This is a genomic window from Bacteroidota bacterium (assembly GCA_023957335.1).
Lineage (GTDB): Bacteria > Bacteroidota > Bacteroidia > NS11-12g > UBA955 > JALOAG01.
Map to the genome: position 1 here is coordinate 280977 of JAMLHC010000001.1, position 23638 is coordinate 304614.

18 protein-coding genes are annotated in these 23638 nt (G+C 38.8%); 10 read left to right on the forward strand and 8 right to left on the reverse strand.

The features are described from left to right. Nucleotides 1–2: 2 nt before the first annotated feature. Nucleotides 3–1751: a 1-deoxy-D-xylulose-5-phosphate synthase gene (locus tag M9892_01135; GenBank protein MCO5252954.1), complete on the reverse strand. Its 1749-nt coding sequence runs from the start codon at nucleotides 1749–1751 to the stop codon at nucleotides 3–5. A 114-nt stretch (nucleotides 1752–1865) separates the two neighbouring features. Here M9892_01135 and M9892_01140 point away from each other — a divergent pair, with 114 nt between their 5' ends. Then, nucleotides 1866–2813: a nitronate monooxygenase gene (locus M9892_01140; protein MCO5252955.1), complete on the forward strand. Its 948-nt coding sequence runs from the start codon at nucleotides 1866–1868 to the stop codon at nucleotides 2811–2813. Next, nucleotides 2788–4089: an insulinase family protein gene (locus M9892_01145; protein ID MCO5252956.1), complete on the forward strand. Its 1302-nt coding sequence runs from the start codon at nucleotides 2788–2790 to the stop codon at nucleotides 4087–4089. Before M9892_01140 ends, M9892_01145 begins: the two co-directional genes overlap by 26 nt. 6 nt (nucleotides 4090–4095) lie before the next feature. Here M9892_01145 and M9892_01150 read toward each other — a convergent pair whose 3' ends face one another. From M9892_01150 to M9892_01170, 5 genes are read right to left on the reverse strand one after another with little or no spacing between them, the layout of a single operon-like run. Beyond that, nucleotides 4096–7197, reverse strand: coding sequence for a CusA/CzcA family heavy metal efflux RND transporter (locus M9892_01150; GenBank protein MCO5252957.1), 3102 nt, complete (start codon nucleotides 7195–7197; stop codon nucleotides 4096–4098). 26 nt (nucleotides 7198–7223) lie between these two features. After that, on the reverse strand, nucleotides 7224–8318 hold the full coding sequence (locus M9892_01155; protein MCO5252958.1) for an efflux RND transporter periplasmic adaptor subunit: 1095 nt from the start codon (nucleotides 8316–8318) through the stop codon (nucleotides 7224–7226). A gap of 24 nt (nucleotides 8319–8342) precedes the next feature. After that, a complete protein-coding gene (locus M9892_01160) occupies nucleotides 8343–9644 on the reverse strand; it encodes a TolC family protein (GenBank protein MCO5252959.1) in 1302 nt (433 codons plus the stop codon). A 60-nt stretch (nucleotides 9645–9704) separates the two neighbouring features. Further along, a complete protein-coding gene (locus tag M9892_01165; protein MCO5252960.1) occupies nucleotides 9705–11072 on the reverse strand; it encodes a HAMP domain-containing histidine kinase in 1368 nt (455 codons plus the stop codon). 13 nt (nucleotides 11073–11085) lie between these two features. Next, on the reverse strand, nucleotides 11086–11775 hold the full coding sequence (locus M9892_01170; GenBank protein ID MCO5252961.1) for a response regulator transcription factor: 690 nt from the start codon (nucleotides 11773–11775) through the stop codon (nucleotides 11086–11088). Nucleotides 11776–11866: 91 nt separating this feature from the next. Here M9892_01170 and M9892_01175 point away from each other — a divergent pair, with 91 nt between their 5' ends. Continuing rightward, nucleotides 11867–13759, forward strand: a complete 1893-nt coding sequence (locus tag M9892_01175; GenBank protein MCO5252962.1) for an amidophosphoribosyltransferase — start codon at nucleotides 11867–11869, stop codon at nucleotides 13757–13759. On the opposite strand, the gene M9892_01180 is transcribed toward M9892_01175, so the two are convergent. Beyond that, entirely contained in the window at nucleotides 13756–14451 is a 696-nt protein-coding gene (locus M9892_01180) for a galactosyltransferase-related protein (GenBank protein MCO5252963.1), read from the reverse strand. The genes M9892_01175 and M9892_01180 overlap by 4 nt on opposite strands. A gap of 199 nt (nucleotides 14452–14650) precedes the next feature. Here M9892_01180 and rpsO point away from each other — a divergent pair, with 199 nt between their 5' ends. The 7 genes from rpsO to M9892_01215 all read left to right on the forward strand — a co-directional run bounded on the left by rpsO (nucleotide 14651) and on the right by M9892_01215 (nucleotide 21915). Continuing rightward, complete coding sequence (rpsO, locus tag M9892_01185; protein MCO5252964.1) at nucleotides 14651–14920, forward strand: 30S ribosomal protein S15; 270 nt, start codon at nucleotides 14651–14653, stop codon at nucleotides 14918–14920. Nucleotides 14921–15022: 102 nt separating this feature from the next. After that, nucleotides 15023–17149, forward strand: a complete 2127-nt coding sequence (locus tag M9892_01190) for a polyribonucleotide nucleotidyltransferase (GenBank protein ID MCO5252965.1) — start codon at nucleotides 15023–15025, stop codon at nucleotides 17147–17149. A 74-nt stretch (nucleotides 17150–17223) separates the two neighbouring features. Next, a complete protein-coding gene (locus M9892_01195) occupies nucleotides 17224–17376 on the forward strand; it encodes a hypothetical protein (GenBank protein ID MCO5252966.1) in 153 nt (50 codons plus the stop codon). Nucleotides 17377–17479: 103 nt separating this feature from the next. Then, complete coding sequence (locus M9892_01200) at nucleotides 17480–17899, forward strand: hypothetical protein (protein MCO5252967.1); 420 nt, start codon at nucleotides 17480–17482, stop codon at nucleotides 17897–17899. Between the two features lie 46 nt (nucleotides 17900–17945). After that, complete coding sequence (locus tag M9892_01205; GenBank protein ID MCO5252968.1) at nucleotides 17946–19985, forward strand: PKD domain-containing protein; 2040 nt, start codon at nucleotides 17946–17948, stop codon at nucleotides 19983–19985. 191 nt (nucleotides 19986–20176) lie between these two features. Continuing rightward, nucleotides 20177–20686 carry a hypothetical protein gene (locus M9892_01210; protein MCO5252969.1) on the forward strand — a complete coding sequence of 170 codons (510 nt, stop codon included), beginning with the start codon at nucleotides 20177–20179 and terminating at the stop codon, nucleotides 20684–20686. Between the two features lie 32 nt (nucleotides 20687–20718). Continuing rightward, nucleotides 20719–21915, forward strand: coding sequence for a tetratricopeptide repeat protein (locus M9892_01215; GenBank protein ID MCO5252970.1), 1197 nt, complete (start codon nucleotides 20719–20721; stop codon nucleotides 21913–21915). An 11-nt stretch (nucleotides 21916–21926) separates the two neighbouring features. On the opposite strand, the gene M9892_01220 is transcribed toward M9892_01215, so the two are convergent. Next, entirely contained in the window at nucleotides 21927–23606 is a 1680-nt protein-coding gene (locus M9892_01220; GenBank protein MCO5252971.1) for a DUF6029 family protein, read from the reverse strand. Nucleotides 23607–23638 lie beyond the last annotated feature (32 nt).

Consider the following 23638-nt stretch of genomic DNA (forward strand, 5'->3'; position numbering starts at 1 on the left):
GATTACAATGCTGCAAATTTAACAATTTGCCTGCTGATGTCATCTGCACTTAAACCGCAGTAATCGAATAATTGGCTTGTCTTTCCATGGGGAATAAACTCATCGGGAATACCAAAAGTCAACAGTTTGTTAGTCAAGTTATTTTTGTGCAACCACATACTCACCGTAGAACCCAAACCACCAATGACGGCAGCATCTTCAAAAGTACACAACAAGGTATGATTGTTTGATAGAGATTGAAGCATGTTTTCATCCAATGGCTTGACAAATCTCATATTGATAATTGTGGTATTCAATCCCCTTTGATGCAATTGATTGGCTACATCCAAAACCCTCTCAATCATAGTCCCGTAGGAAAGCAATGCGATGTTATTTCCGGTTGCAAGCAACTGTGCTTTGCCTTCCTCAATGTTGGTACGGTTTTCGAGTTGTGCAAGACCTGTCCCTCGCGGATAGCGCAGAAACACAGGACCTTGTGTGTGTCGGTAAGCAAAATCCATCATTTCTTCTAACTCTTGCAAGGAAGCCGGAGCGCAAATAGTAGCATTGGGAATGGTGTGCAACAAACTCATGTCGAAAGCTCCATGATGTGTTGCTCCATCTTCGCCTACCAATCCTGCCCTATCAATACAAAAGACAACGGGTAAGTTTTGCAGACAAACATCGTGGATAATCTGATCCATAGCCCTTTGTAAAAAAGTAGAATACAAAAAGCAGAAAGGACGTAAACCGCTTGCAGCCATGCCGGCAGCGAAAGTTACGGCATGCTGTTCGGCAATCGCTACATCAAAAACCCTGTCAGGATACTCTTTTTGCATAAAATGCAGTGAGCTTCCGCTCACCATAGCCGGTGTTACTGCCACAACATCCTTATGTACTTGCGCCAGTTGCAGTAGTTTTTTACCTGCTATATCTTGGAATTTCGCACCTGCATTTTTATTCGTCTGACCGAGTGGATTGATTTTGTCAAAACCACTTGTAGAATGCCATCGGGTTTGTTCAAGCTCTGCGGGTGCAAAGCCTTTGCCCTTAGTTGTTCTGATATGCAACAACAAAGGTTTTTGGGTGTTTTTGGCTTCTTTAAGAACCTGCACCAGTTGCTCCAAATTATGTCCGTCAACCCCACCCTTATAAGCAAAACCAAGTCTTGTAAACAGGTTTGGTTTTCCATCCTCAAGTGATTTTAAATAATCATTCAAAGCACCTGCTACCGGATCAATACCAATATGATTATCATTGAGAATCACAATCACCGGCAGATTAAGAAAGCCAAGATTGTTCAAGCCTTCAAATGCCTGGCCGGCAGATAAAGCACCATCGCCAATCACTGCAATATGCTGACGTTGTATATTTTGCAATTTATCTGCAGCCGCCATACCCAACACTGCCGAGATAGAAGTAGAGGAATGTCCGGTACCAAAAGCATCATACTCGCTTTCTGACATTTTTGGAAAACCTGAAATACCATCAAATTGTCTAAGTCCGGCAAATTCATCCCTCCTTCCCGTGATAATCTTATGTGGATATGCCTGATGACCAACATCCCACACTAATTTATCATGAGGAGTATCAAATACATAATGCAAAGCCACTGCCAGTTCCACAGCCCCAAGATTAGCCGCAAAATGTCCACCTGTCTTGCTCACGGTGTCAATGATAAAAGCTCTTAATTCATCTGCGTAAACACGTAATTCTCCTTGATTCAGTTTTTTCAAATCTTGAGGCGAATTTATCTTTTCGAGCCAACTCATTCCGGGGGCAAAGATAGCAAGGGAAAAGCAGATTTAACAACTATAGACCGAAGCCGCTTGGTTATCAAACGAATATTTGTGGGCGGGTCTTTTTTATATAGATTTGCGCATCCAATGCAAAATCGAATCACAACTCTTTTTGGAATCAAATATCCCATCATTCAAGGCGGAATGATTTGGAACAGCGGATGGAAATTAGCATCTGCGGTTAGCAACCACGGGGGGTTGGGACTGATTGGCTCCGGCTCAATGTATCCGGCTGTTTTGGAAGAGCATATCCGGAAATGCAAAAAAGCTACCAACAAACCTTTTGGCGTCAACCTTCCATTGATTTATCCGCAAGTTGATGAACATATTGACATTATTATCAGAGAAGGTATAAAAATTGTTTTCAGTTCAGCTGGTAATCCCGGCAAATGGACTCCCTTGTTCAAAGAACATGGAATCACTGTCGTACATGTTGTGGCTAATACAAAATTCGCCATTAAGAGTGAACAAAGTGGTGTGGATGCAATAGTAGCAGAAGGGTTTGAGGCAGGCGGGCACAATGGCAGAGAGGAAACTACTACGATGGTTCTCATACCTTTGGTAAAAAAAGTAAGTTCTCTTCCTATTATTGCGGCAGGTGGAATAGGTAGCGGCAGGGCAATGGCAGCAGCCATAGCTTTGGGAGCAGAAGGGGTGCAAGTAGGTTCAAGATTTGCAGCCAGCCATGAATCCTCCGGACATATTCATTTTAAAGAAAAAATCATCGCTTCTCAAGACGGTGACACTACACTTACTTTGAAAGAACTTATACCGGTCAGGCTACTGCATAATACATTTTTTGAACAAGTGCAGGCAGCCTATCAAAATGGAGCAAGCAAAGATGAATTGGCTACATTGCTGGGCAGAGGCAGAGCTAAGAAAGGTATGTTTGAAGGCAATTTGGATGAAGGCGAATTAGAAATAGGTCAGATTTCAGCTTATTTTGACAGTATTGAATCTGTTGAAGATATCATGAAATCTTTTGTGAACGATTATAACACGACAATCAGTGAATTACAGTCAAAAACTCTTTAAGAGTGCAAGTCAAATTGAGATTCTTGGAGAAAATTTAATTTTCAAAACCCTTCCAAATGGGCTCCGCATACTCTATAAAAAAATAGCACATTCTCATGTAGCACATTGCGGATTGGTACTCAATGCCGGTTCGCGAGATGATGCGAGTTTCATGGGAGCAGCACACTGCATGGAACACATGCTTTTTAAAGGAACAAAAAGACGCAAATCTTTTCACATCCTCAATCGTATTGATTCAGTGGGTGGAGAGATTAATGCTTACACTACCAAAGAAATCACCGTTATTTATTCTTCGCTTTATGAAATTTTTCTGGATCGAGCAGTAGAACTCATTTTTGATGTGGCTTATAACTCAGTTTTTCCTGCTAAAGAATTAACCAAAGAACGCAAGGTAATCAAAGATGAAATCAGGATGTATGAAGATTCTCCCGATGACAACATTTTTGACGAATTTCAGGAAATAATTTTCAAAGGTCATCCATTGGCCGGCAACATTTTAGGCACCACCCAGTCTCTTGACACTATTTATTCCAAAACCTTAAAGGACTTCACCGCTACCTTTTACCGTCCGGAAAACATGGTATTTGTAGTTGTATCGGACTTACCCGCAGAAAAGATTTTCAGAAAAGTTGAAAAATATGCAATGCAACAGCCCCTTCGGTCTGACAATGCATCAAAATTTGATATCAAAAGAGTCAAATGCTCCGGTTTTAATGTTCAAACTCAAATCAAAGAAACTGACCACGTTCAAAGCTACGTTGTATTAGGGGGGAAGGCATCGGAGTCCAAATCTCCGGAAAGGTTAAAAGAGACTTTGTTACTCAATATCTTGGGAGGTCCTGCGCTCAACTCCAGACTGAGCCTTGCCATCAGAGAGAAATACGGTTTCACTTATAATATTGAAGCCGGCACTACACATTTTACTGATATAGGGTTCTTTCATTGTTTTGCAGGCACAGACAATGTTCATCACAAAAAAACAATTTCGTTGATATACAAAGAGCTGGACAGGCTTAAAAACACCAAACTCGGAACCCTGCAAATGCACAACGCGCTTAATCAGTTCACAGGTCAAATCATGCTGGCTGAAGAAAACAAAATATCTTCTGCCATAGCCTTGGGACGACAGTGGATGCAAGGAGAGTCAATCATGACCTTAAAAGAAATCTTGGAATATGTGAATGCCATCACGTCTGAACAACTGCAAGAAACAGCCAACCGATTGTTTGATAAAGACAAAATGAGTCTGCTATCGTATATACCAAGCAAGGAATAAGGACGATTACGCTTCTTCAACCACCTTCTCTGACTTTCTGTATGCCAGATAGAATAATTGCGGCAATACGGTCAAAGATAATATCATACAAATTTGCAAACCACCTACAATCATAATAGCCAATGGTTTTTGCACTTCTGAGCCCATTCCTGTTGAAAGTGCAGCAGGGAGCAATCCGACAGAATCCATCAATGCAATCATAATAATAGGGCGAATTCTGCTGTGTACACCGTTCGAAATAGCTTCTTTCAAAGGCATTTTTCTCAAATTTTCGCGCATAACCGCAATCAGAATCAAACTGTTGATGGTGTTAACTCCAAACAAAATAATAAAACCTATACCTGCCGATATGCCAAAGACCGTATTTGTAACCCACAAAGAAGCGAAGCCTCCGATGAACGCAAATGGAATAGAACCTGCGGCAATCATTGTATCTTTGAGCGAACCAAAATTAAAATAAAGTAAAAATAAAATCAGAACGAGCACAGCAGGTACAATGACAGATAATTGCTTGGCAGCGCGTTCTTTGCTTTCAAACTCTCCAGCCCAAGTGATGGTGTTTTCTTTTGGCAAATGAATATCTTTTGCAACTTTGGATTGCGCTTCGGCAATGGTGCTACCTAAATCTCTTCCTTCGATACTAAAACCTACCGCTATATATCGACTTCCCCCCTCTCTGTATATAAATGCAGGACCGGTATGAAAATCAATTGTTGCAATTTCTTTTAGGGGAATTTTTTTGTTGTCTTTTGTAGGAATAAGAATATTGCCGATTTTTTCTTCATTATTTCTGTATCCCTCGTCAAATCTTAGCCTTACATCAAATCTCTTTTCGTTTTCATAAAAACTTGTAGCCGCTCTACCCCCAATTGCCATTTCAACTACTGCTTGTGCATCGGCAATATCAATACCGTAACGCGCCATTTTATGCTCGTGAAGTTGTATTCTCAATTCAGGCAATCCAATGTTTCTATATACATTCAAATCCGTAATACCGCGCACTTCTTTGAGTGTATTTGCAATCTGCAAAGCATATTTTTCGAGTTCATAGAGGTCATCTCCATAAATTTTGACGGCAAGTGAACTTTTTACTCCGGCAACATACTCTTCGACATTGTCTTGTATAGGCTGACTGAAACCAAACACAATGCCGGGATAGCTTTCTAATTTTTTGCGAATTTGCGCAATAAGTTCATCCTTTGTAACCTTGTGTTTCCATTCTTGTTGCGGGTACAACTGAATGTGAAACTCTATATTGAAAAAACCTGTCGGGTCTGTACCGTCATTAGGCCTGCCTACTTGATTGAGAACAAATTTAACTTCCGGAAATTCCCGAATTTTGGCTTTCATTTCCTTGGCAAGTCGAGTAGATTCTTTCAGGTTGACACTATTGGGCAAAGTTGCTCTGACATACAAAGCACCCTCGTTCAGCTTGGGAATAAATTCCGAACCATAAAAGACAAAGCCCACAGTTGAGGTCAGCAGCAAAATTCCAAAGGTCAAAACCGTTGCCCTGCGATGTTTATTAGTCCACAAGAACAGTTTAAACAGATTGTTGGTAATAAATTTAGTTATAAAATTTTCTTTTTCAAACACGTTCTTTTTGAGCAACAACCTGCACATAGCAGGCACGTATGTAATACTCAACAATAAAGAACCCAACAATGCATAGCCTAATGTAAATGCAAGAGGTGAAAACATTTTGCCCTCAACTTTTTGGAAAGAAAAAATAGGCAACAATGCCACAATCAAAATAATCTGTGCAAAGACAACATAAGAAGCGACACTTTTAGTACTTTTTTTGATAATCCCCGATTTTGACATCAGGTTAAACTTATCCATCCCTATCAAATGAGACTTCTTGACCATTCCTACAAATACTGCTTCAGTGATTACCAATGTGCCCTCCAGCATCAGTCCAAAATCAATCGCTCCCAATGAAATCAAATTTGCCGGAAGTCCTTGTATATGCAACATAATAATAGCAAACAAAAAAGAAAGCGGAATCACAGAAGCAATGATGAGTGTAGAACGCCAATCAAATAAGAAAATAAAGACAATGAGCGAAACAAACACAACACCTTCCACAAGGTTCTTACTGACTGTGTGAATGGTTGTATTGACCAGTTCTGTTCGGTCAATAAAAGGCTCAATCTTAACATCATCGGGCAAGATGCGATTATTCAAATCGGCAATTCGTTCTTTGAGTTTGGTAATCACAGTAGAAGGGTTTTCGCCTCTGAGCATGACTACAATCCCTTCCACCAAATCATCATTATCTTGCAAACCCACTTTTCCTAACCTCGGCTTAGCAGAAACAACTACTTCTGCTACATGCTTAATGAGAATGGGAGTATTACCCTGCACCTTGATCAGGATATTTTTGATATCATCAATTTTTTCTAAAAGCCCAACCCCACGTACAACATAAGCTTGGTCGCCTCTTTCAATTACGTCACCACCCACGTTGATATTACTTTTGGAAACAGCATCATAAACTTCTTGCGGAGAAAGGTCATAATTGGCGAGTTCTGTCGGGTTGATTTTGATTTCGTATATTTTTTCTTCTCCTCCAAAACTAACAACCTGTGCCACACCCGGCACAGAAACAAGTTCTCTCTCGATCACCCAATCTTGCAATGCAGTTAATTCTCTGACAGGTCTTTTGCTTTTAATTACATAACGAAAAATTTCGCCCGTGGCTCCATACGGAGGCTCAATATCCGGGTGGGCTCCATCGGGCAAATCCACACCTTGCAATCTGTTAGCAGTATATTGCTGCGCATAAAAATCTTCTACATCATCTTCAAAAATAACAGTAACTACTGATAATCCAAATAGCGAAATTGAGCGAACCTGAGACTTTTTGGGGATAGTATTCATTACCTTCATCAAAGGCAGCGTTACAAACTTTTCCACTTCTTCAGCACTGCGTCCGGGCCATTGGGTGATAATCCTTGCCCTGGTATTGGTAACATCGGGAAAAGCTTCGATTGGGGTTTTGATATAGCTAATTACTCCAATAATAATCAACAATGCAGTCAGAAAGAATATGATAAAGGAATTCTTGAGCGAAAATGTAACAATGTGTAGAATGAATTTTTTCATTGTTTTGAACTGATTAGGGTTTGCATTTATTTGTTTATTCTTTCGTAAATCAGCAATTGATTTTTGGAGACAATTTTGTCGTTGGCGGTCAAACCTTTGGCAATAAAGGTATGATTGCCGCTTTTGGTAAGCAGTTCCACTCTGCGAATTTCAAAATCGCAATCGTTGCGATACACCAACACAAAGTTTTGATTATTATCAAAAATGAGTGCCTTAGTGGGGATTGCCAATGCACTGCTGTCAAGGGTTTTGTTTACATTGACATCAGCAAACATTCCTGGCTTAAGTTTCAAATCCTTATTATTGATTACAACACGAGCTTTGAGCACTTTTTCGTCTTCATCAAAAATCTGTGAAATAGAGGCAATTTTCCCCGAAAACACTTTGTCCGGATATGACAGCGTGCGAAAAGTAATATCTTGACCGGGTTGAATCTTGTCAACATTAGTTGTATAGATATTAACCAACAGCCACACTTCACTCAAATCTGCAATCGTAAACAACGGTTCCCCGCCACCTGAAATAGGGGTTCCCGCAGTGATATTTTTCTCGGTAATAATACCGGAGAAAGGAGCTTTGATAAGAAAAACACCTTTCTCAGGACTGGCACTGAAAATTGACATACTGGATGCAATTCTTTGTTTATCTGAACGGAGTTTATCAAGTTCACTTTTTGCTTCTAATAGATTTTTTTGTGAGGAAATCCCGTCATTATACATGGCTTGAACAGATTGCAAGTTCTTTTCTGCCACAGCAATTTGCGAATTGATGATTTCTAACTGAGATTGTAGCGAACTCAAATCAGCACTACGTAATTCAGCCAAAACCTGTCCTTTTTCTACTTTATCTCCTAAAGAAAAATGTGTGGCTGCGATTATTCCTTCATTCATGCTGACAAAAGAAATAACCTTGTCGGGGTCTGCATCAATATTGCCTGTAAGATGAATCTCTTCTTTGACTGGCTCATAATCAGGTGTACTAATTTCTATTCTATCTTTAAACTCTTTGTCTATGCAATATTGTTCAGTTTCATTGCTTGGACCGGGGTCTTTCACATGCTTACACCCCGTAGTTAATGCGCCCAAAAGAGCTGCCATAGCTATAATTTGTTTGTATTTCATTTGTTGTTGATTGTTTTGGAAGTCTTACAATACATCTTGTCCGACCGTGAAATTCAATTCTTCTATTTTATTGTTAATGTCTTTTTCAGTATCTAAAATAATCTTCTTGTTGTCGAGATATGCATTCAAGAAGTCAAGATATTCCAGCATACTGATATTTCTTTCAGTAAAGTTTTTAGTGTATGCGCTCAACAAAGAGTCAAGGACAGTTTCATAATCCGGTGCGATTTCTTTCTTAAATTGAAAGGCTATATTTAGGTTATTAAATGCAAGAGCCACTTCTGATTCGAGTGCAAGTGAGGCTTGCTGCTCCATCAAGCGAGATTGTTTGATTCCGGCTTGTGCTATTTTGATATTTCCTTGATTTCTGTTGTAAATAGGCAAGTCCATCGCTACCCCAAAACCAATAAAATTATACATAAAATTACCTCCCCTGTCATAACCTCCTTTGAGTGTAAGGTCAGGCACACGTTGTGCTTTTTCAAAGTTATATAGTCGGTTGTAGTAATCTTCATCCAGTTGCGCCATCTTATAGTCGGGTCTGGATAGTTTTGCTTGGTCAATAAGTTGGGACAAAACCAAAGTTTCAAATTTTGAAGCGTTTCGTTGAAAATCTTCTTCTTTAATAACCAAGTGTTGAGCAGCAGAAATATTCATCAGTTGTTTCAAACTGCTTTCTACTTCATTGCTTTGTTTGTCAAGTTCATTGATATTCTTAGTAAGTTCAAGTTCGAGTGCTTTTAAGCGGATATATTCTCCTTGCGAAACATTGCCGTTGTGTAATTGTCGCTGGTAGGCAGTCGTCAGTTTTTTGATACTTTCTATTTCATTTATGTAGATACGCTTGTTAAGTTGCAAATATTGCAACTGAGTAAGTTGTGAACGAAACTCCAGCTTAAGATTGCGAAGCAGGTCTTCAAAAGCTTGTTTAGATTTTTCAATAGACACTTTATTTAAGGCAATCTGCTTACCTCTTTTTCCTGCTGTGCGAATGAGTTGGTCTATCCCAACACTAAACTCTTGATTTTTCCCAACGCTACCGCCATTAAATCCTTGTAATTGGTCGCCAAAAACTCCTAAATTTTTCTTGCTTGCCCAAAGGTTTACCTGATCTATCGTAATAGTGGGGTTATACCACAATTTTGATTGAATCAATATGGCTTCTGATCTGGAGATTTCGAGCTTTTCCGCCATTAACATCAGATTTTCGTTCAGAAATCGGGTTTCACATTCTTGCCGACTCATAACAAGAGTATCTTGTGATAAGACAGAAAAGAATCTGGCGAGGAAAAGAGTCAGAATAATTCCTTTTTTAAATACGCTCATAGAGGCAGCAAAGTTGATTTCAACAACCTTAAAAAAACCTTAAAGCAGATAAAATTTAGCTTAAGAATGCAGGATTATTTCAAACAAATTGACATCCGTTGCAGGTGCAGAATATCTGATTTTCCCTTTGTGCAGTTCAAAAATACGTTTTGCAAAAACCAAACCCAAACCAAAGCCGGCTTTTCCATGACTGTTACTCCCCCTATAAAAATGGTTGAACAGAAATTTTTGTTCATCTTCGGACAGTGTATCACCGGAGTTTGACACATTGATTATCAGACGATTTTTGAGCGAAGTATCAATTTCAATTTTAGCAGTCGAATTGCTGCTGTATGCAATGCAGTTGAACAAAAGATTCAAAAAAGCTTGTCTGATGAGCAGTTTATTTGCTTTGATAATCAGTTTATCTTCTTCCATTTTATCCGAAAGATAATTTACTTCAAATTTAAAATCAGGAAAAAGCATATTTAATTCCGAAATAATATCAAACAACAGCTCATCAATCCGGAATTCTTGAGTTGCCATGTCATGTCCGGACTCAACTTTTGACAATTCAAGAAGTATATGAATTACCTCTCCTAACGATTTTGTCTTCAGAAGCTGACCATTGAGTTGGTGCTTGAGTGTAGGTTCACTTGTTTGAGAAACAATTTTTTCAAGTTCCGAAACCAAAACCGCAATAGGTGTTTTCAGTTCGTGAGAAATATGGTGGGCGGCATGTTTCTGAAATGCAAAGGCTTCCTTTGTTCTATCTAACAGTTCGTTAAATCTTTGTGTCAAGTATTGAAGTTCATAGGTAGAACTGTCAGTAATTACATTCTTATTATCCTCTTTGTTCAAATCAATTCTATTCAGATGCTCCGCCAGAGATTTTATAGGCTTAGCAATAATATTGGAGAAATAAATTGAGACAAGTATGATAATCGAAGAAATTACAAAAAATATCACAATCAAAACATTGCGCAAATAATACAAATGCGCATAACCAAAGTTATCATAGGCTTTGCTGATTGCATAAAAATGGGCGCTTTTACCTTCAATATAAACACCTACCACATCGTAGTCCCCTTCTTTAGCTTCTACCCAACGATTGGAGGGTGAAAGCGTATTGAGTATTGTTTTATAATCCACAATAGGTAAATCGTCAACACTCGAATAAGTTAACTCCTTTTGTGAATCAAAAATGAGCATTTTTTCATCATAAAAATCGTGAATAGTAAGATTGTCCATAAGCTCTGTCAGGTTCTTGCTCATAGTCTTATATTCTGCAAGCAAATCAACAGTTAATTTGATTTTTTGTTTTTGTCTTTGTTGAAATTCATCTTGTCTAAACTCCGAAAACAATAAAAAAATCACAGTCAAGGCTATAAATGACAGCAGAATTAAAGTACTTGAGAAATAAATAAGTATTTTATTCTTTAGCTTCATACTGCGGTTTAGCTTAGCCAATCATATCAATATAATACCCATATCCTACTTTGGTTTTGATGCTGTTTTTGCCAAAAGGTTTGTCTATTTTATTTCTAAGAAAATTAATATACACTTCGATTGTATTGGTATTGGCATCAAAAGAATGTCCCCATATTTCAGCTACTAATTCCGATTTGGATACCACCTCGCCTTGCGTCTTGCACAACCTCACCAGAATCTGATATTCTTTCGGGGTCAAATTTACTTCTTTGCCTTGTCTCAAAACGGATTTAGCAATCAGATTGATTGAAATATCTCCTATAATCATTGAGTTACCTTCTTGGGTACTTGATTTATTGCTTGCAGAACGTTTAACCAACGCCTGAATTCTTACAATCAGCTCTCGCATAAAGAAAGGCTTGGTCAGATAGTCGTCCACCCCACAGTCAAATCCCTTGACCTTATCGTCCAAGTCACCAAAAGCTGTCAACATCAAAACCGGTGTTGTTGAGTCAAAAGTTCTAAATGTTGAACACAAATCATAACCATTTTTACCGGGTAAGTTGACGTCCAATACTACACAACTAAATTTATCCTTTTGCAACATTTTTTCTGCCAACAAACCATCAAAAACACTCACAGCATGGATATTCTCTGACTCTAATGCATCCCGTATATTCTTGTTCAATGTAGGGTCGTCTTCAATGATTAAAACCTTCACAAGCGCAAAGGTAGAAAGTTATTCATTTATAGTCGGAAATTTTATTCAACCATCTCAATAAACTTATACTTTTGCATCCTCAATTTCCACCATGAGCGACTCTATCAAACACGAATGCGGAATAGCATTTATCCGACTGCTGAAATCCCCTGAATATTATAAAGAAAAATACAATGAGCCACTTTGGGGACTGTCTCGAATGAGACTTTTAATGGTCAAACAACTCAACCGTGGACAAGATGGAGCAGGGATAGGAGTTGTCAAGCTCAACCCCGAATTTGGTCGCAGATACATCGCACGCAAAAGATCTAACAGTAAAAGTTCTGTTGCAGACTTATTTGAACATATACTGGGACAATACAATTCGTTACCTTCAAACAAACAAGAAGATGCAGCATGGTTAAAAACAAATTTTCCATATTCAGGTGAAGTTATGCTGGGGCACTTGCGTTATGGTACAGAAGGGGGTAATAAAATGGAGAATATCCATCCCTTTTTGAGACAAAATAACTGGATGAGTCGAAACCTGATGATTGCAGGTAATCACAACTTAACCAATGTTGATGAGCTTTTTCAAACATTAATTGAACTTGGACAACAACCCAAAGAAATCAGTTCTAATGTTACAATGCTCGAAAAAATCGGACATTTTTTAGATGAAGAAAATGAAGAAATATTTCGCAAATACAAAAATCAAGGTGTTCCCAATATCGAAATAACAGAAAAAATAAAACAAGAATTAGACCTTGCTAAGATTCTCAAACGCAGTGTAAAAGATTTTGATGGTGCTTATAACCTTGTCGGCATTGTCGGCAACGGAGACTCATTCATCATCCGCGACCCGAATGGCATCAGACCTTCTTATTATTACGCCAATGACGAATTTATTGTCGGAGCCTCCGAACGTGCAGCCATTTGCACGGTTTTCAACTTACAGCCTGATGACGTTAAGGAATTAGACCCGGGACATGCTTTGATAATCAAAGCAGACAAAAGTTGGAAGACAACAGAGATTATTCCTGCAAGAGAAAAGAAAAGTTGCTCTTTTGAACGAATATATTTTTCAAGAGGTAACGACCGTGATATCTATAAAGAGCGCAGAATGTTAGGTCAGCTTCTCGCGCCCGAGATTCTCAAAAAACTTAATTATGACCTTGAAAACACAGTACTTTCTTATGTCCCCAACACAGCCGCTACCTGTTTTTACGGCTTGATTGACGGGATTAATGATTGGCTTGACAAATGGAAGATTGAGGAAATACTTAAAAACAAAGCTAATCTGACAGAAGATTACCTCAAAACCATATTTAAAAATAATGGTCGCAGAGAAAAAGTGTTGATTAAAGACACCAAAATCCGCACCTTTATTACCAATGAAAAAGAACGTGGAGCCTTGGTCGGCTCTGTATATGACATCACATACAGCTCTATCAAGCCAAAGGTTGACAACCTTGTCATTGTAGATGATTCTATTGTTAGAGGCACCACAATGCGCGATAGCATTTTGAGCATTTTGGGAAGACTGAATCCCAAAAAAGTAATTGTAGTTTCTTCTTGTCCGCAAATTCGCTATCCTGATTGCTATGGAATTGACATGAGTAGAATGAAAGAGTTTGTGGCATTCAATGCGGTAATGGAATTACTCAAAGAGAAACAATTGACCCACAAATTAGATGAAATCTATCAAAAGTGCAAAGCTGAAAATCAAAAACCTTTGGCACAAATCGAAAACAAAGTCAAAGATTTATATCAACTTGTAAGTAACAAAGAAATCACCGATAAGATTGCCGAAATCCTTACACCTGCCAACTATCCGGCTGAAGTAGAAATTGTTTTTCAATCTTTAGAGGGTTTGCATCAAGCCTGCCCTAACAATGCAGGTGACTGGTATTTTTCAGGCGACTACCCTACACCCGGAGGCAACAGAGTAGTCAATCGCTCTTTCTGCTATTTCTACGAGAAAAATTCTGCAAGGGCATATTAGGATTTGGCAAAATAATCAGTTGCTCCTTCTGCCGGTGGATGATAATGATGTACCAATCCTCTGAGTTTTTGACGAATAACAACATATCCTGCTTGATGACATCTTTCCCATAAATCAACATCTTCACGTCCCCAATCGGTGTACTTCTCATCCAAGCCACCTACTTGAACAAAATCGCTTTTCATTAAGGCTACCATTCCTTTTGCACTATACCAAAGCCATTTACCTTTTTCGCTACTGTTAGCAGGGGCGGTAGCAAAACAAATGGGAAACCAAACAATATTGGGACGAATTATTTTTCTGATTAAATTGAGCAGGTTAGGCGGCAAACTCATGTCGGCATCACACAAAAATACAATGTCTCCGGAGCATTGTGCAACTGCTTTGTTAAAAGCTTTTGCCCTTGTGAATTTGTCATCGGTTCTATTCAAAATAAGCCCTCCACGCCAGCGATTTCTGATTTCACTTTCTAATTTTTCAAAATCAACCGAGCCCATATCATATAGTGAAAGTTCAACTTGGTTAGCATTTTTTAAAGCAATAAGTGAAGGCAAAAAAAATTCCAAGAACGCTTGTGTCCTATTGGATATTCCAACACAAATACTGACTTTGAGGGGTGATTTCTTGCTTAGAAAACGAAAGAAATACACAGCAATCCCTTGCAAATCTAAATACAGTGCGGTTTTGGACAACTTTCTTTGTGGTGCTTTAAAAAGATACCAGAAAGGATATTTGATGCTATTTACCCGCTTTTTTATCTCCAAAACCCTAAAATTATATCAGGCAAATAACAATCTTTTCTGACAGAAAAAATATCCTGAAAAAGAGTTTTTTAAATCAGAATAAAAGAAATACATTTGCAACCCGATTTAAAGAAAACTGAAAAGAAAGATGTTAGTTACTTCAGAAAGAAAAAAAGAGATTTTCGCTCAATATGGCAAAGATGCTAAGAACACCGGTTCTACCGAAGGTCAGATTGCCCTATTTACAGAAAGAATCAATCACATTACCGACCACCTTCGCAAAGCAAAAAAAGACTATTCTGCGGAGTTGAGCCTGATTAAAATGGTAGGAAAAAGAAAAGCATTACTTAACTACCTTGCAAAACAAGATATCAATAAATACAGAGCTCTGATTAAGGAGCTTGGTATTAGAAAATAAAAATATTAGGAAGGGCATTTTGCTTTTCTTCAAAACCTTATCGTATAAAAAGCCCCGACATATGGGGCTTTTTTTGTAAAATTTGAAAATAAAATAATCGAAATGAAACCAAACGGAATAAAAAAAACAATTGACCTGGGAGATGGAAAGGTCATCGAAATTGAAACAGGCGTGTTAGCTAAACAAGCACACGGATCTGTTGTAGTTAAACAAGGTAAGACCATGATTTTGGCGACCATTGTATCTAATTATGAAGCAAAACCTGATTGCGACTTTTTGCCGCTTTCTGTGGATTACCAAGAAAAATTTGCAGCCGTAGGAAGAATCCCCGGCAGTTTTCACCGCAGAGAAGCCAGATTAACAGATTATGAAATACTGATTAGCCGTTTGGTGGACAGAGCACTCAGACCTCTTTTCCCTGATGATTACCACTGCGAAACACAAGTGGCTATCACTTTGATGTCTTCTGACGAAAATATTTTGCCTGACGCATTGGTGGGTTTGGCTGCATCAGCAGCAATTGCAGTATCTGACATTCCGTTCAACGGACCTATTTCAGAGGTTCGTGTAGGCAGAATCGAAGGCAAATATGTGATTAATCCTACTAAAGAAGAATTGGAAAAATCCGATATTGATATCATCATAGCAGGAACAAGTAAAGACATCAATATGGTAGAAGGTGAAATGAGTGAGGTGTCAGAGAATGACTTGTTAGAAGCTCTCAAATTTGGTCATGAAGTAATCAAAAAGCAGTGCAAGCTACAAGAAGAACTCAAAATAGAAGCCGGCAAGACTCAAATCAGAGAGTATGAGAAATTTGCTCATGATGCTGAAATGTTGGCAAAAATCAAATCTTTTGCTTTCCCAAAGATTGAAGAAGTTGCTAAACACGCTTCTGACAAAAACGAAAGAAGTATCAAATTTGCTGAGATCAAAGAACAGACCTTGGCTCTTTTTGAAGGTGACGAAGAGGTGGACATGAATAAAGTAAAAGCCTATTTTGGTCAAATTGAGTGGGAAGCAGTACGTGAAGTAGTATTAACAACCAAAACCCGTTTGGACGGAAGGAATCCACACCAAGTGCGCCCTATCTGGTCAGAAGTAGATTATTTACCTGCTGCTCACGGGAGTGCGGTCTTCACTCGTGGAGAAACACAAGCATTGGCAACCGTAACACTTGGAAGCAAATTAGATGAGCAACTCTTGGACAGCCCTATGAATTATGGCTATAACAAATTTATGCTTCACTATAATTTTCCGGCTTTTTCTACCGGAGAAGCCCGTCCTAACAGAGGTCCGGGAAGAAGAGAAATTGGTCATGGAAATTTAGCTTTGAGAGGACTTAAAAAAACTCTCCCTTCTGATGTTCCTTACACCATTCGTTTGGTGAGCGATGTATTAGAAAGCAATGGTTCGTCTTCAATGGCGACTGTTTGCTCCGGTGCATTGGCGTTGATGGATGCCGGGATTCAGATTACAAGACCCGTGTCCGGTATTGCCATGGGCATGATTTCGGATGAAGCCACCGGTAGATATGTGGTATTATCCGATATTTTAGGAGATGAAGATCATTTGGGCGATATGGATTTCAAAGTAGTGGGAACCGAGAAAGGTATTACTGCGTGTCAGATGGATATTAAAATCAACGGACTGTCCTATGACGTGTTAGCAGAAGCTTTGGCACAATCTAAGGAGGGCAGATTGCATATTTTGGGAGAAATGAACAAAACCCTTGCTGCACCCCGTCCTGAATTGAAACCTCATGCTCCAAGAATTGAAAAATTGATTATTGGCAAAGAATATATTGGCGCTGTTATAGGTAGCGGAGGAAAGGTTATTCAAGAGATACAAGAGAAAACAGGCACAACAATCACCATTGATGAAGTGGACGGAAAAGGAATCGTTGAAATTTCATCGCCTAACGGAGAAAGTATTGCTAAAGCACTTGCTTGGATAAAAGGCATTGTAACAGAACCCGAAGTAGGCGAAATATACAACGGTACTGTGAAGAATGTTGTGGAATTTGGCGCTTTTGTAGAAATTCTACCCGGCAAAGAGGGATTATTGCATATTTCCGAAATAAGCTGGAAACGACTTCCTACGATGGATGGAATCTATAAAGTAGGCGACCATGTTCAGGTTAAATTGTTGGATATAGACAAAAAGACCGGCAAGTTTAAACTCTCGCACAAAGCATTGCTTCCTCGCGAAGCAGCAGAGGGGAAATAAATTACTCACGGATTTTTTTTCATAATTTAAAGGCAGCCTATAAGGCTGCTTTTTTTTGTTTTGTCAATGTCAGAATGTACACACTTAAGCACCTGAATATTTTGTCAAAAACAGATTTACACAAAGACGTGTTACTCAAAAAACAGTCGGCATGGATATCCATCTGCTGTCTTCCATTGTGTATCATGGGTGGCGGCACGAGCGAAGTAGTAAAATGGGTGCGATAAACCCATATCTCATTTAAGCTACTTTTTTTTACTTTTATCAAAATAATACAGGATAAAAACCACACATTTACTACCTTTGTTTAAATTGAAAAACAAAATATTTATGAAAAAATTATTACTTTTACTTCCGTTATTGGCTTTGTTGTCACTCCAAACACACGGGCAATGTGTACCAAATGCTTGCCAACTTGCATTTACCAACATGATAGACTGCGAAGTTGAACTTGAGATAGATTATTCCTGCCCACCGGATACTAATCTCATTCGTAAGCAAACTATTACTTTAAATCCAGGCAGCAGTTCTTTTCCGACTGTTACACATTTGAGTAACTACAACCACTTATTTCCATGTGATTGCTCCACTATCATCATCAAGAATATACGGGTAATACGAATCGGGAGCACTACTCATAATATTACTCTGAGCGCAACTCCTTCGGTATTTATACAAAATTCATGTTGCAATGAAAACTACGGCACTTATTCAGGATGCTATGTTACGATGTGGATGACTTGCCCATAGATACCATTACGTTCAACAACTATTTTACATTTAAAAATTAACAACTATGAAACACAAATTTTTACTTTGGGTACTTGTGGCACTGTCAGTACCTGCCCACGCACAGCAATTAGAGTGGACAAGACGTTTGCAGGGCACCGGCATCGCAGCTAATTATTTCGGGAGTAGCAGGATGATGAGTTCGTCTGGCGACTACATTGTGCTCAACGGATTACGATCGTTCTCAACATCCTTGAAACTACAGCCCCCGGGTAGCGAGATTATTACTTCAAGAAACACTTTAAATCCACTGTATTTTGTAGTCTTAGACAAGTCGGGCAATTTTGTAAAATCACAGGTCATTAATCTTGCCGGATATGAGGCTAATCGGTACGGTCAGATATCAAGCAGGCAAGTAACTTATGACCGCATCAATCACCGGAATTATATGGGTATAAATATAGATTGTGACAGTATTTCTTTTGGCACAAACGAGCCTTGGATAGATGTAACCAACCAAAGATCTCATTCTTTTATTGCGGTGTATGATTCCACTTTTGAATATGTAAAGCACCTGACTTTCACAACATCCCTTTTATCATCAAAAGTGCGTAATTACAACGGAACTAATATATTACACGATATTACCGTAGATAATCAGGGCAACTTGTATTGTTATATCAAATTTTACGATACGGTTTTCTTGGATGGCACATATATAACACATAGCACCAGTCCTTCAGGCAGTTATGCACTGGTCAAACTGAATTCAAATTTGGAAGTACAATGGATAACTCAATCAGCGCTATTTATATCAAGCTTCTTGTACAATTTTGAGCAGAATATGATGTATGCGTACATAGAAAGTGTGGGCTTTACCGACACAACTCACTATACTGACAAAGACACGATATGGACACCTCCCCCCACCGGACAATCTGCTTGTATTTGTACCATTGACCTTGAAACAGGTCATATTATTCCGCGTATAGAAATACACAAAAACGCAAATTTCGTTAATGGAAGTTTATACTCTAATCTCAGGGGCAATAGCAATGTATTGCTGACAGGTTTTTCATTTGTTAATGCCTCCGTTCCCATTGAATTAACCATTAACGGAAATACTTATACATACCCCCCGAATACGCAAGGGAGAAATGCCTTTATCGCCAGTTTCAATACAAGTGATTTCTCCTTAAGACATATTAACAGTTTTGACAGCACATCCGACCTGTCCTTCTCTAATATTTATTCAGATAGTTTGTATGTAGTTGTAGGTAACACGGCAGGCAATACCAATTTCGCGTTTAACGGACAAAATGTTTATATCAAAGATTATAACAAAGGACGTCCGGCAAACTATCCATATCAGACCAATTTTCTTGCGGTCTATACTCTCAACAACAATCTCAAGGATGTGTGGTTTATGAACACTGACAAGGTGCCTGAAATAGGTAGTTTTGAATATGGTGCTGTCAATGTGATTGACAAGGACATATATCTGTGTACAGTCTTTAAACAAACTGCCAAAGTAGGATTGGGACCTGACACCAAAAGTCTGACAGATGGCAACACGAGCATGTCGCTGGTCAAATACAACTGCTTGCCTACTGCGTATTTTGAAGCCTTAGACCAAAATGTTAATTTCAGAAATTTGTCTTCCGGTTATTGTGATTATGTTTGGAATTTTGGGGACGGCAGTGACACTTCGCAACAAAAAAATCCCTTTCACCCCTTTGCAAAAGGAATTCATACTATCAAACTCTATGTGAGCAACGATTGCGGAACCGATTCTTTTGAACGTCAAATCAATGTCAGTGCTAATAGTATCAAGGAAACAGCAAACACTCAAGGCGTGTCCATATATCCCAATCCTGCTCAATCTGAATTGTATATTGACATTGACATTGACAATGCCACATACACTTGGAATGCGCCCACACTTGTAGTGAGAGATATGCCGGGCAAAACAATTACTTGTTACACCTATCAAAGAAGTGACGGTTCTTTTGTCATAGACACGCGCAATATGGCGAATGGGGTGTATGTATTGACTGTTTCTGATTCCGGTTTGTCTAAGTCCATTCGATTTGTTGTAAACAAATGATGAAAAGCCAGTCGATATAAAAAGAAATAATCTCATACTTTTGGCTTTCAATTATCTTAAAAGGCAGCTTCATTAGCTGCTTTTTTATTTGAAATAACTTACAGAGTCAATCGCAAGCAGCTAATACTTGAACACAATATTTTTACGACATTTATTTATAAAGAATAACTTTGTACACACAATCCTGATAGATGACAAGCACAGTTTTTTTTGAAGAGATACAAAGACCCCGACAAATATGGGTTTGGGTCACACTTTTAAGTATAAACATCTTGCCGCTCATCGGACTATACGTTCAAATCGTGCAAGGCAAACCCTTTGGCAACAATCCCATGAGTAATGAAGGCTTAATCATCATCTTCTGCTTGCTTACGACACTCACAGTGTTTGTCTTGGGACTCACCCTAAGTACACAAGTCAAAGAAGACGGAATATATGTACGCATGGCTCCTTTGCACCGCAAAGAGAGGGTTTATAAATGGGAAGACCTACACAATGCCTATGTAAGAAAATACAAGCCTCTGGCAGAATTTGGCGGATGGGGAATCCGATATGGCTTTAATCAAGGTATGGCATTCAACATCTCCGGTAATATGGGATTGCAACTTGAGTTCAAAAACGGCAAAAAATTATTAATCGGCACGCGCAACCCGGAAGCATTGGCTAAGGTGCTTGAAGGACGTATTGCTCAACCCGAATAATAACAGTGCAAGAAAACTCTTATTTTCGCAACATGAGTAAGTGGTGGACACGAATTGCAATACTTTGTAGCGGAATCAGTTTTATATCATGCTCTGCGACAAAGCCGGTTGCCACACAAAACAACCCAAAAATACCTCAGTATGCAATAGACAAACAGTTTGCAACCGCGCTCTTTTTGGGCGAATCTGCACTGTTGCGAGAGGATTATATCACTGCACAAAAAAATTTTAATGGCTGTCTCAACCTCCAGCCTGACAACCCTGAGGCACTTTTTAGACTGGCTCAAACAGAATACAAACTCAAAAACATAGAACAGGCAATAGACCTTGCAGCAAAGGCGGTCAAATTGGACAAGGATAATATTCTTTGGTATAGACTCTTCTATGCAGAGTTACTTCAATTCAAAGGCGAAGCGACAAAATATGCCGAACAAATGCAAATTGCCCTTGACTTACACCCCTCAGACAAGTTTGTGTATGTGAAAACTGACAGCGCATGGCGCGCAACAAGCAATTTCAGTAAATCCGAAGCATTATGGGCAAAGTACAAAACTGAATTTCCAAACAACAACTCCTTGGCAGACGAGCATTTGTTTGAGCTTTATACCATCCAAAACAAATCAACAGAAGCAATGAATATTGGCAAAGCATTGTTTAACTCAGATCCCGTCAATGGCAAATATGTGTTGATGTATGGACAAACCTTGAACAATCTTCATAAAAAACAAGAATTACAAACACTCCTGACCCCTTACTCAAAATCAGACCTCTTGTCGTCTAATAAAACGAACTTCTACCAAAGTGCCTATTTCTTGAGTTTTGAATCAAATCTTCCTCAGTTAGCCGCAGATTTTGCCGGCAAAGCCTTATTATCAAGCAATGACAAATCACTTGTAACCCATTTCACACAAGCTATTCAAAACAATTTTTTCGAGGGTGTTGCACTATCACAAACTTTGCAAACTGCTGTTCTCAACTCCCCAATGAACGCAGAATTACAGTTGCTTACCGGCATACAACTCCTGAAAGAAAACAATTATTTGTCCGCATTATCCTATCTAAAAGCGAGTAAATCCTTGGGTAATACTTCATTTATCCTGTATGAAAACTATTGTAAAGCATTGTGGCAAGAAGGACAACTACAAGAACTCAAAAAGATAAGTGATGAAGGTTTAGAACTCTACCCTTTTTCACAAGAATTACAACAATACAATGCACAAGGCAAGTAGGGGAAAAATACTTAGAAAGAAGTATTTAATGTAAACCGAACTCCACTGAAAGCAGGTTCAACACGACAGATTCCACCGGTACAATTCACCCCCTCGACCTGTTTTATATAAGCCAATGTAAACTGAGTTGCACCCATAGTGTAAGCAGCAAAGGCTGTATAGAAATGGATGATTTCATCAGACACAGGCGAGCCCGGTTGGCGATGCGGAACAACATTCACCATATCCCCTGCAGCAAAAGACCATTTGGGTGCAAAGTTCCACTCCAGAATGGCATTGATGAAACTTCCCAAATCTTGTTTAGTGTCAAGATACTGGCACTCCAAACGCAAAGATTTAGTGCGTGTATATTTATAAGTCAGTTCCCCAAAAGGAGTAAGTGCATGAACATTTGGATAACCGGGTTTCACTTCATAACGATTCTGATTGTAGAATATACTTTGAATTCCTCCTTTAAAAGCCCATTGTCTGCCACTGGCTGAAACTTTGAATTTATGCTGCAACTCAAGGTATATTTCTTCAAACAATTTCTCCGGCTTTCCATTTAGTCCATTGGCTGCAAGGCTTTCCACGTGTGAAATATTGAGCAATATAGAAGTACCGCGTTTGGGTGTAAAAATAAAATCCGCTTGATAGGCTTGCTCTCCAAGTTGTTGGGTAACTGCATTGTACCTGGCTAAAAGTCTGTACGCATTTTGTTTGGTAATAGATGGCAAATAAGATATCTGCCCATTCAATAGAGTCTCAAACGGTGATGTCCTCAAACTGAAATTTTCAATTCTTTTATATTGAGCATTAGCACCGAAAGACATTTTTTTGTTTTTGCCAAAACGGCTTTTAGAATAGGAAGCAGAAGTAAAAATGATATTGCCCGGAGCTGAAATCAACTTGCTGCCATCTGCATTTGCAATAGGTTCTTCGGTTTTGTAATTGTATTCTCCATAAAGTGTAAGTCCTTTCCATGTGAAAGTACCATATCCATTGAATCCAAAAACATTATAAAATGCATTAAACCTTTGACTATCCGGATAACTGAGAATTTCTGACTTTACACGTTCAAAAGTGTTATTATCCAATACTCTGTTAACTACTGATGCCCCTATATCAAGACTCATTGATTCTGTGATAGGGATTCTGTATTCCATATTATAACCGCTTATAACCTGAGGCGAGACTCCAAACCTGTCACCGGTAAAAATATTCCCTTTTTGCTGACCCGAAAATCCAATCATTCTCAGGTTTTTTACCGGACTGGCTTTGACCCTAATTCCTTGAATTGCATAATCAATCCCAATATTTCTGTCCTCATACGCTCTAAACAACATTCCTGAAGCGAATTGCTCATAAAAATAGCCGGCAGTAATCTGTAACCAGTCTATATCTTTAGAAACTTGCCAAAATCCAAGACCTTGTTTGGAATACGTACCTTGCGGATTAAAGAGCGGTGTATTTTGAAACCCGTCAAAACGGGCTGCAAAATTAAATCCTTTAAAATCGTAATTCAAATATAACCAAGCATCTATACTTGAAAGTTGATTTCTATACACCTCTGTATTGGCGCCAATTTTATTGTCTCTTTGGTAAAAATTCATATTGGTCTGAAAATTACCGGAAAATTTACCGGCTTCCTGTCCGAATGTGAATAGTGGTGCGTATAAAATTATACCCAACAATAATAATCTTCCTCTCATTTTGATTTCTTTTGCGATGCCTTTTATGAACA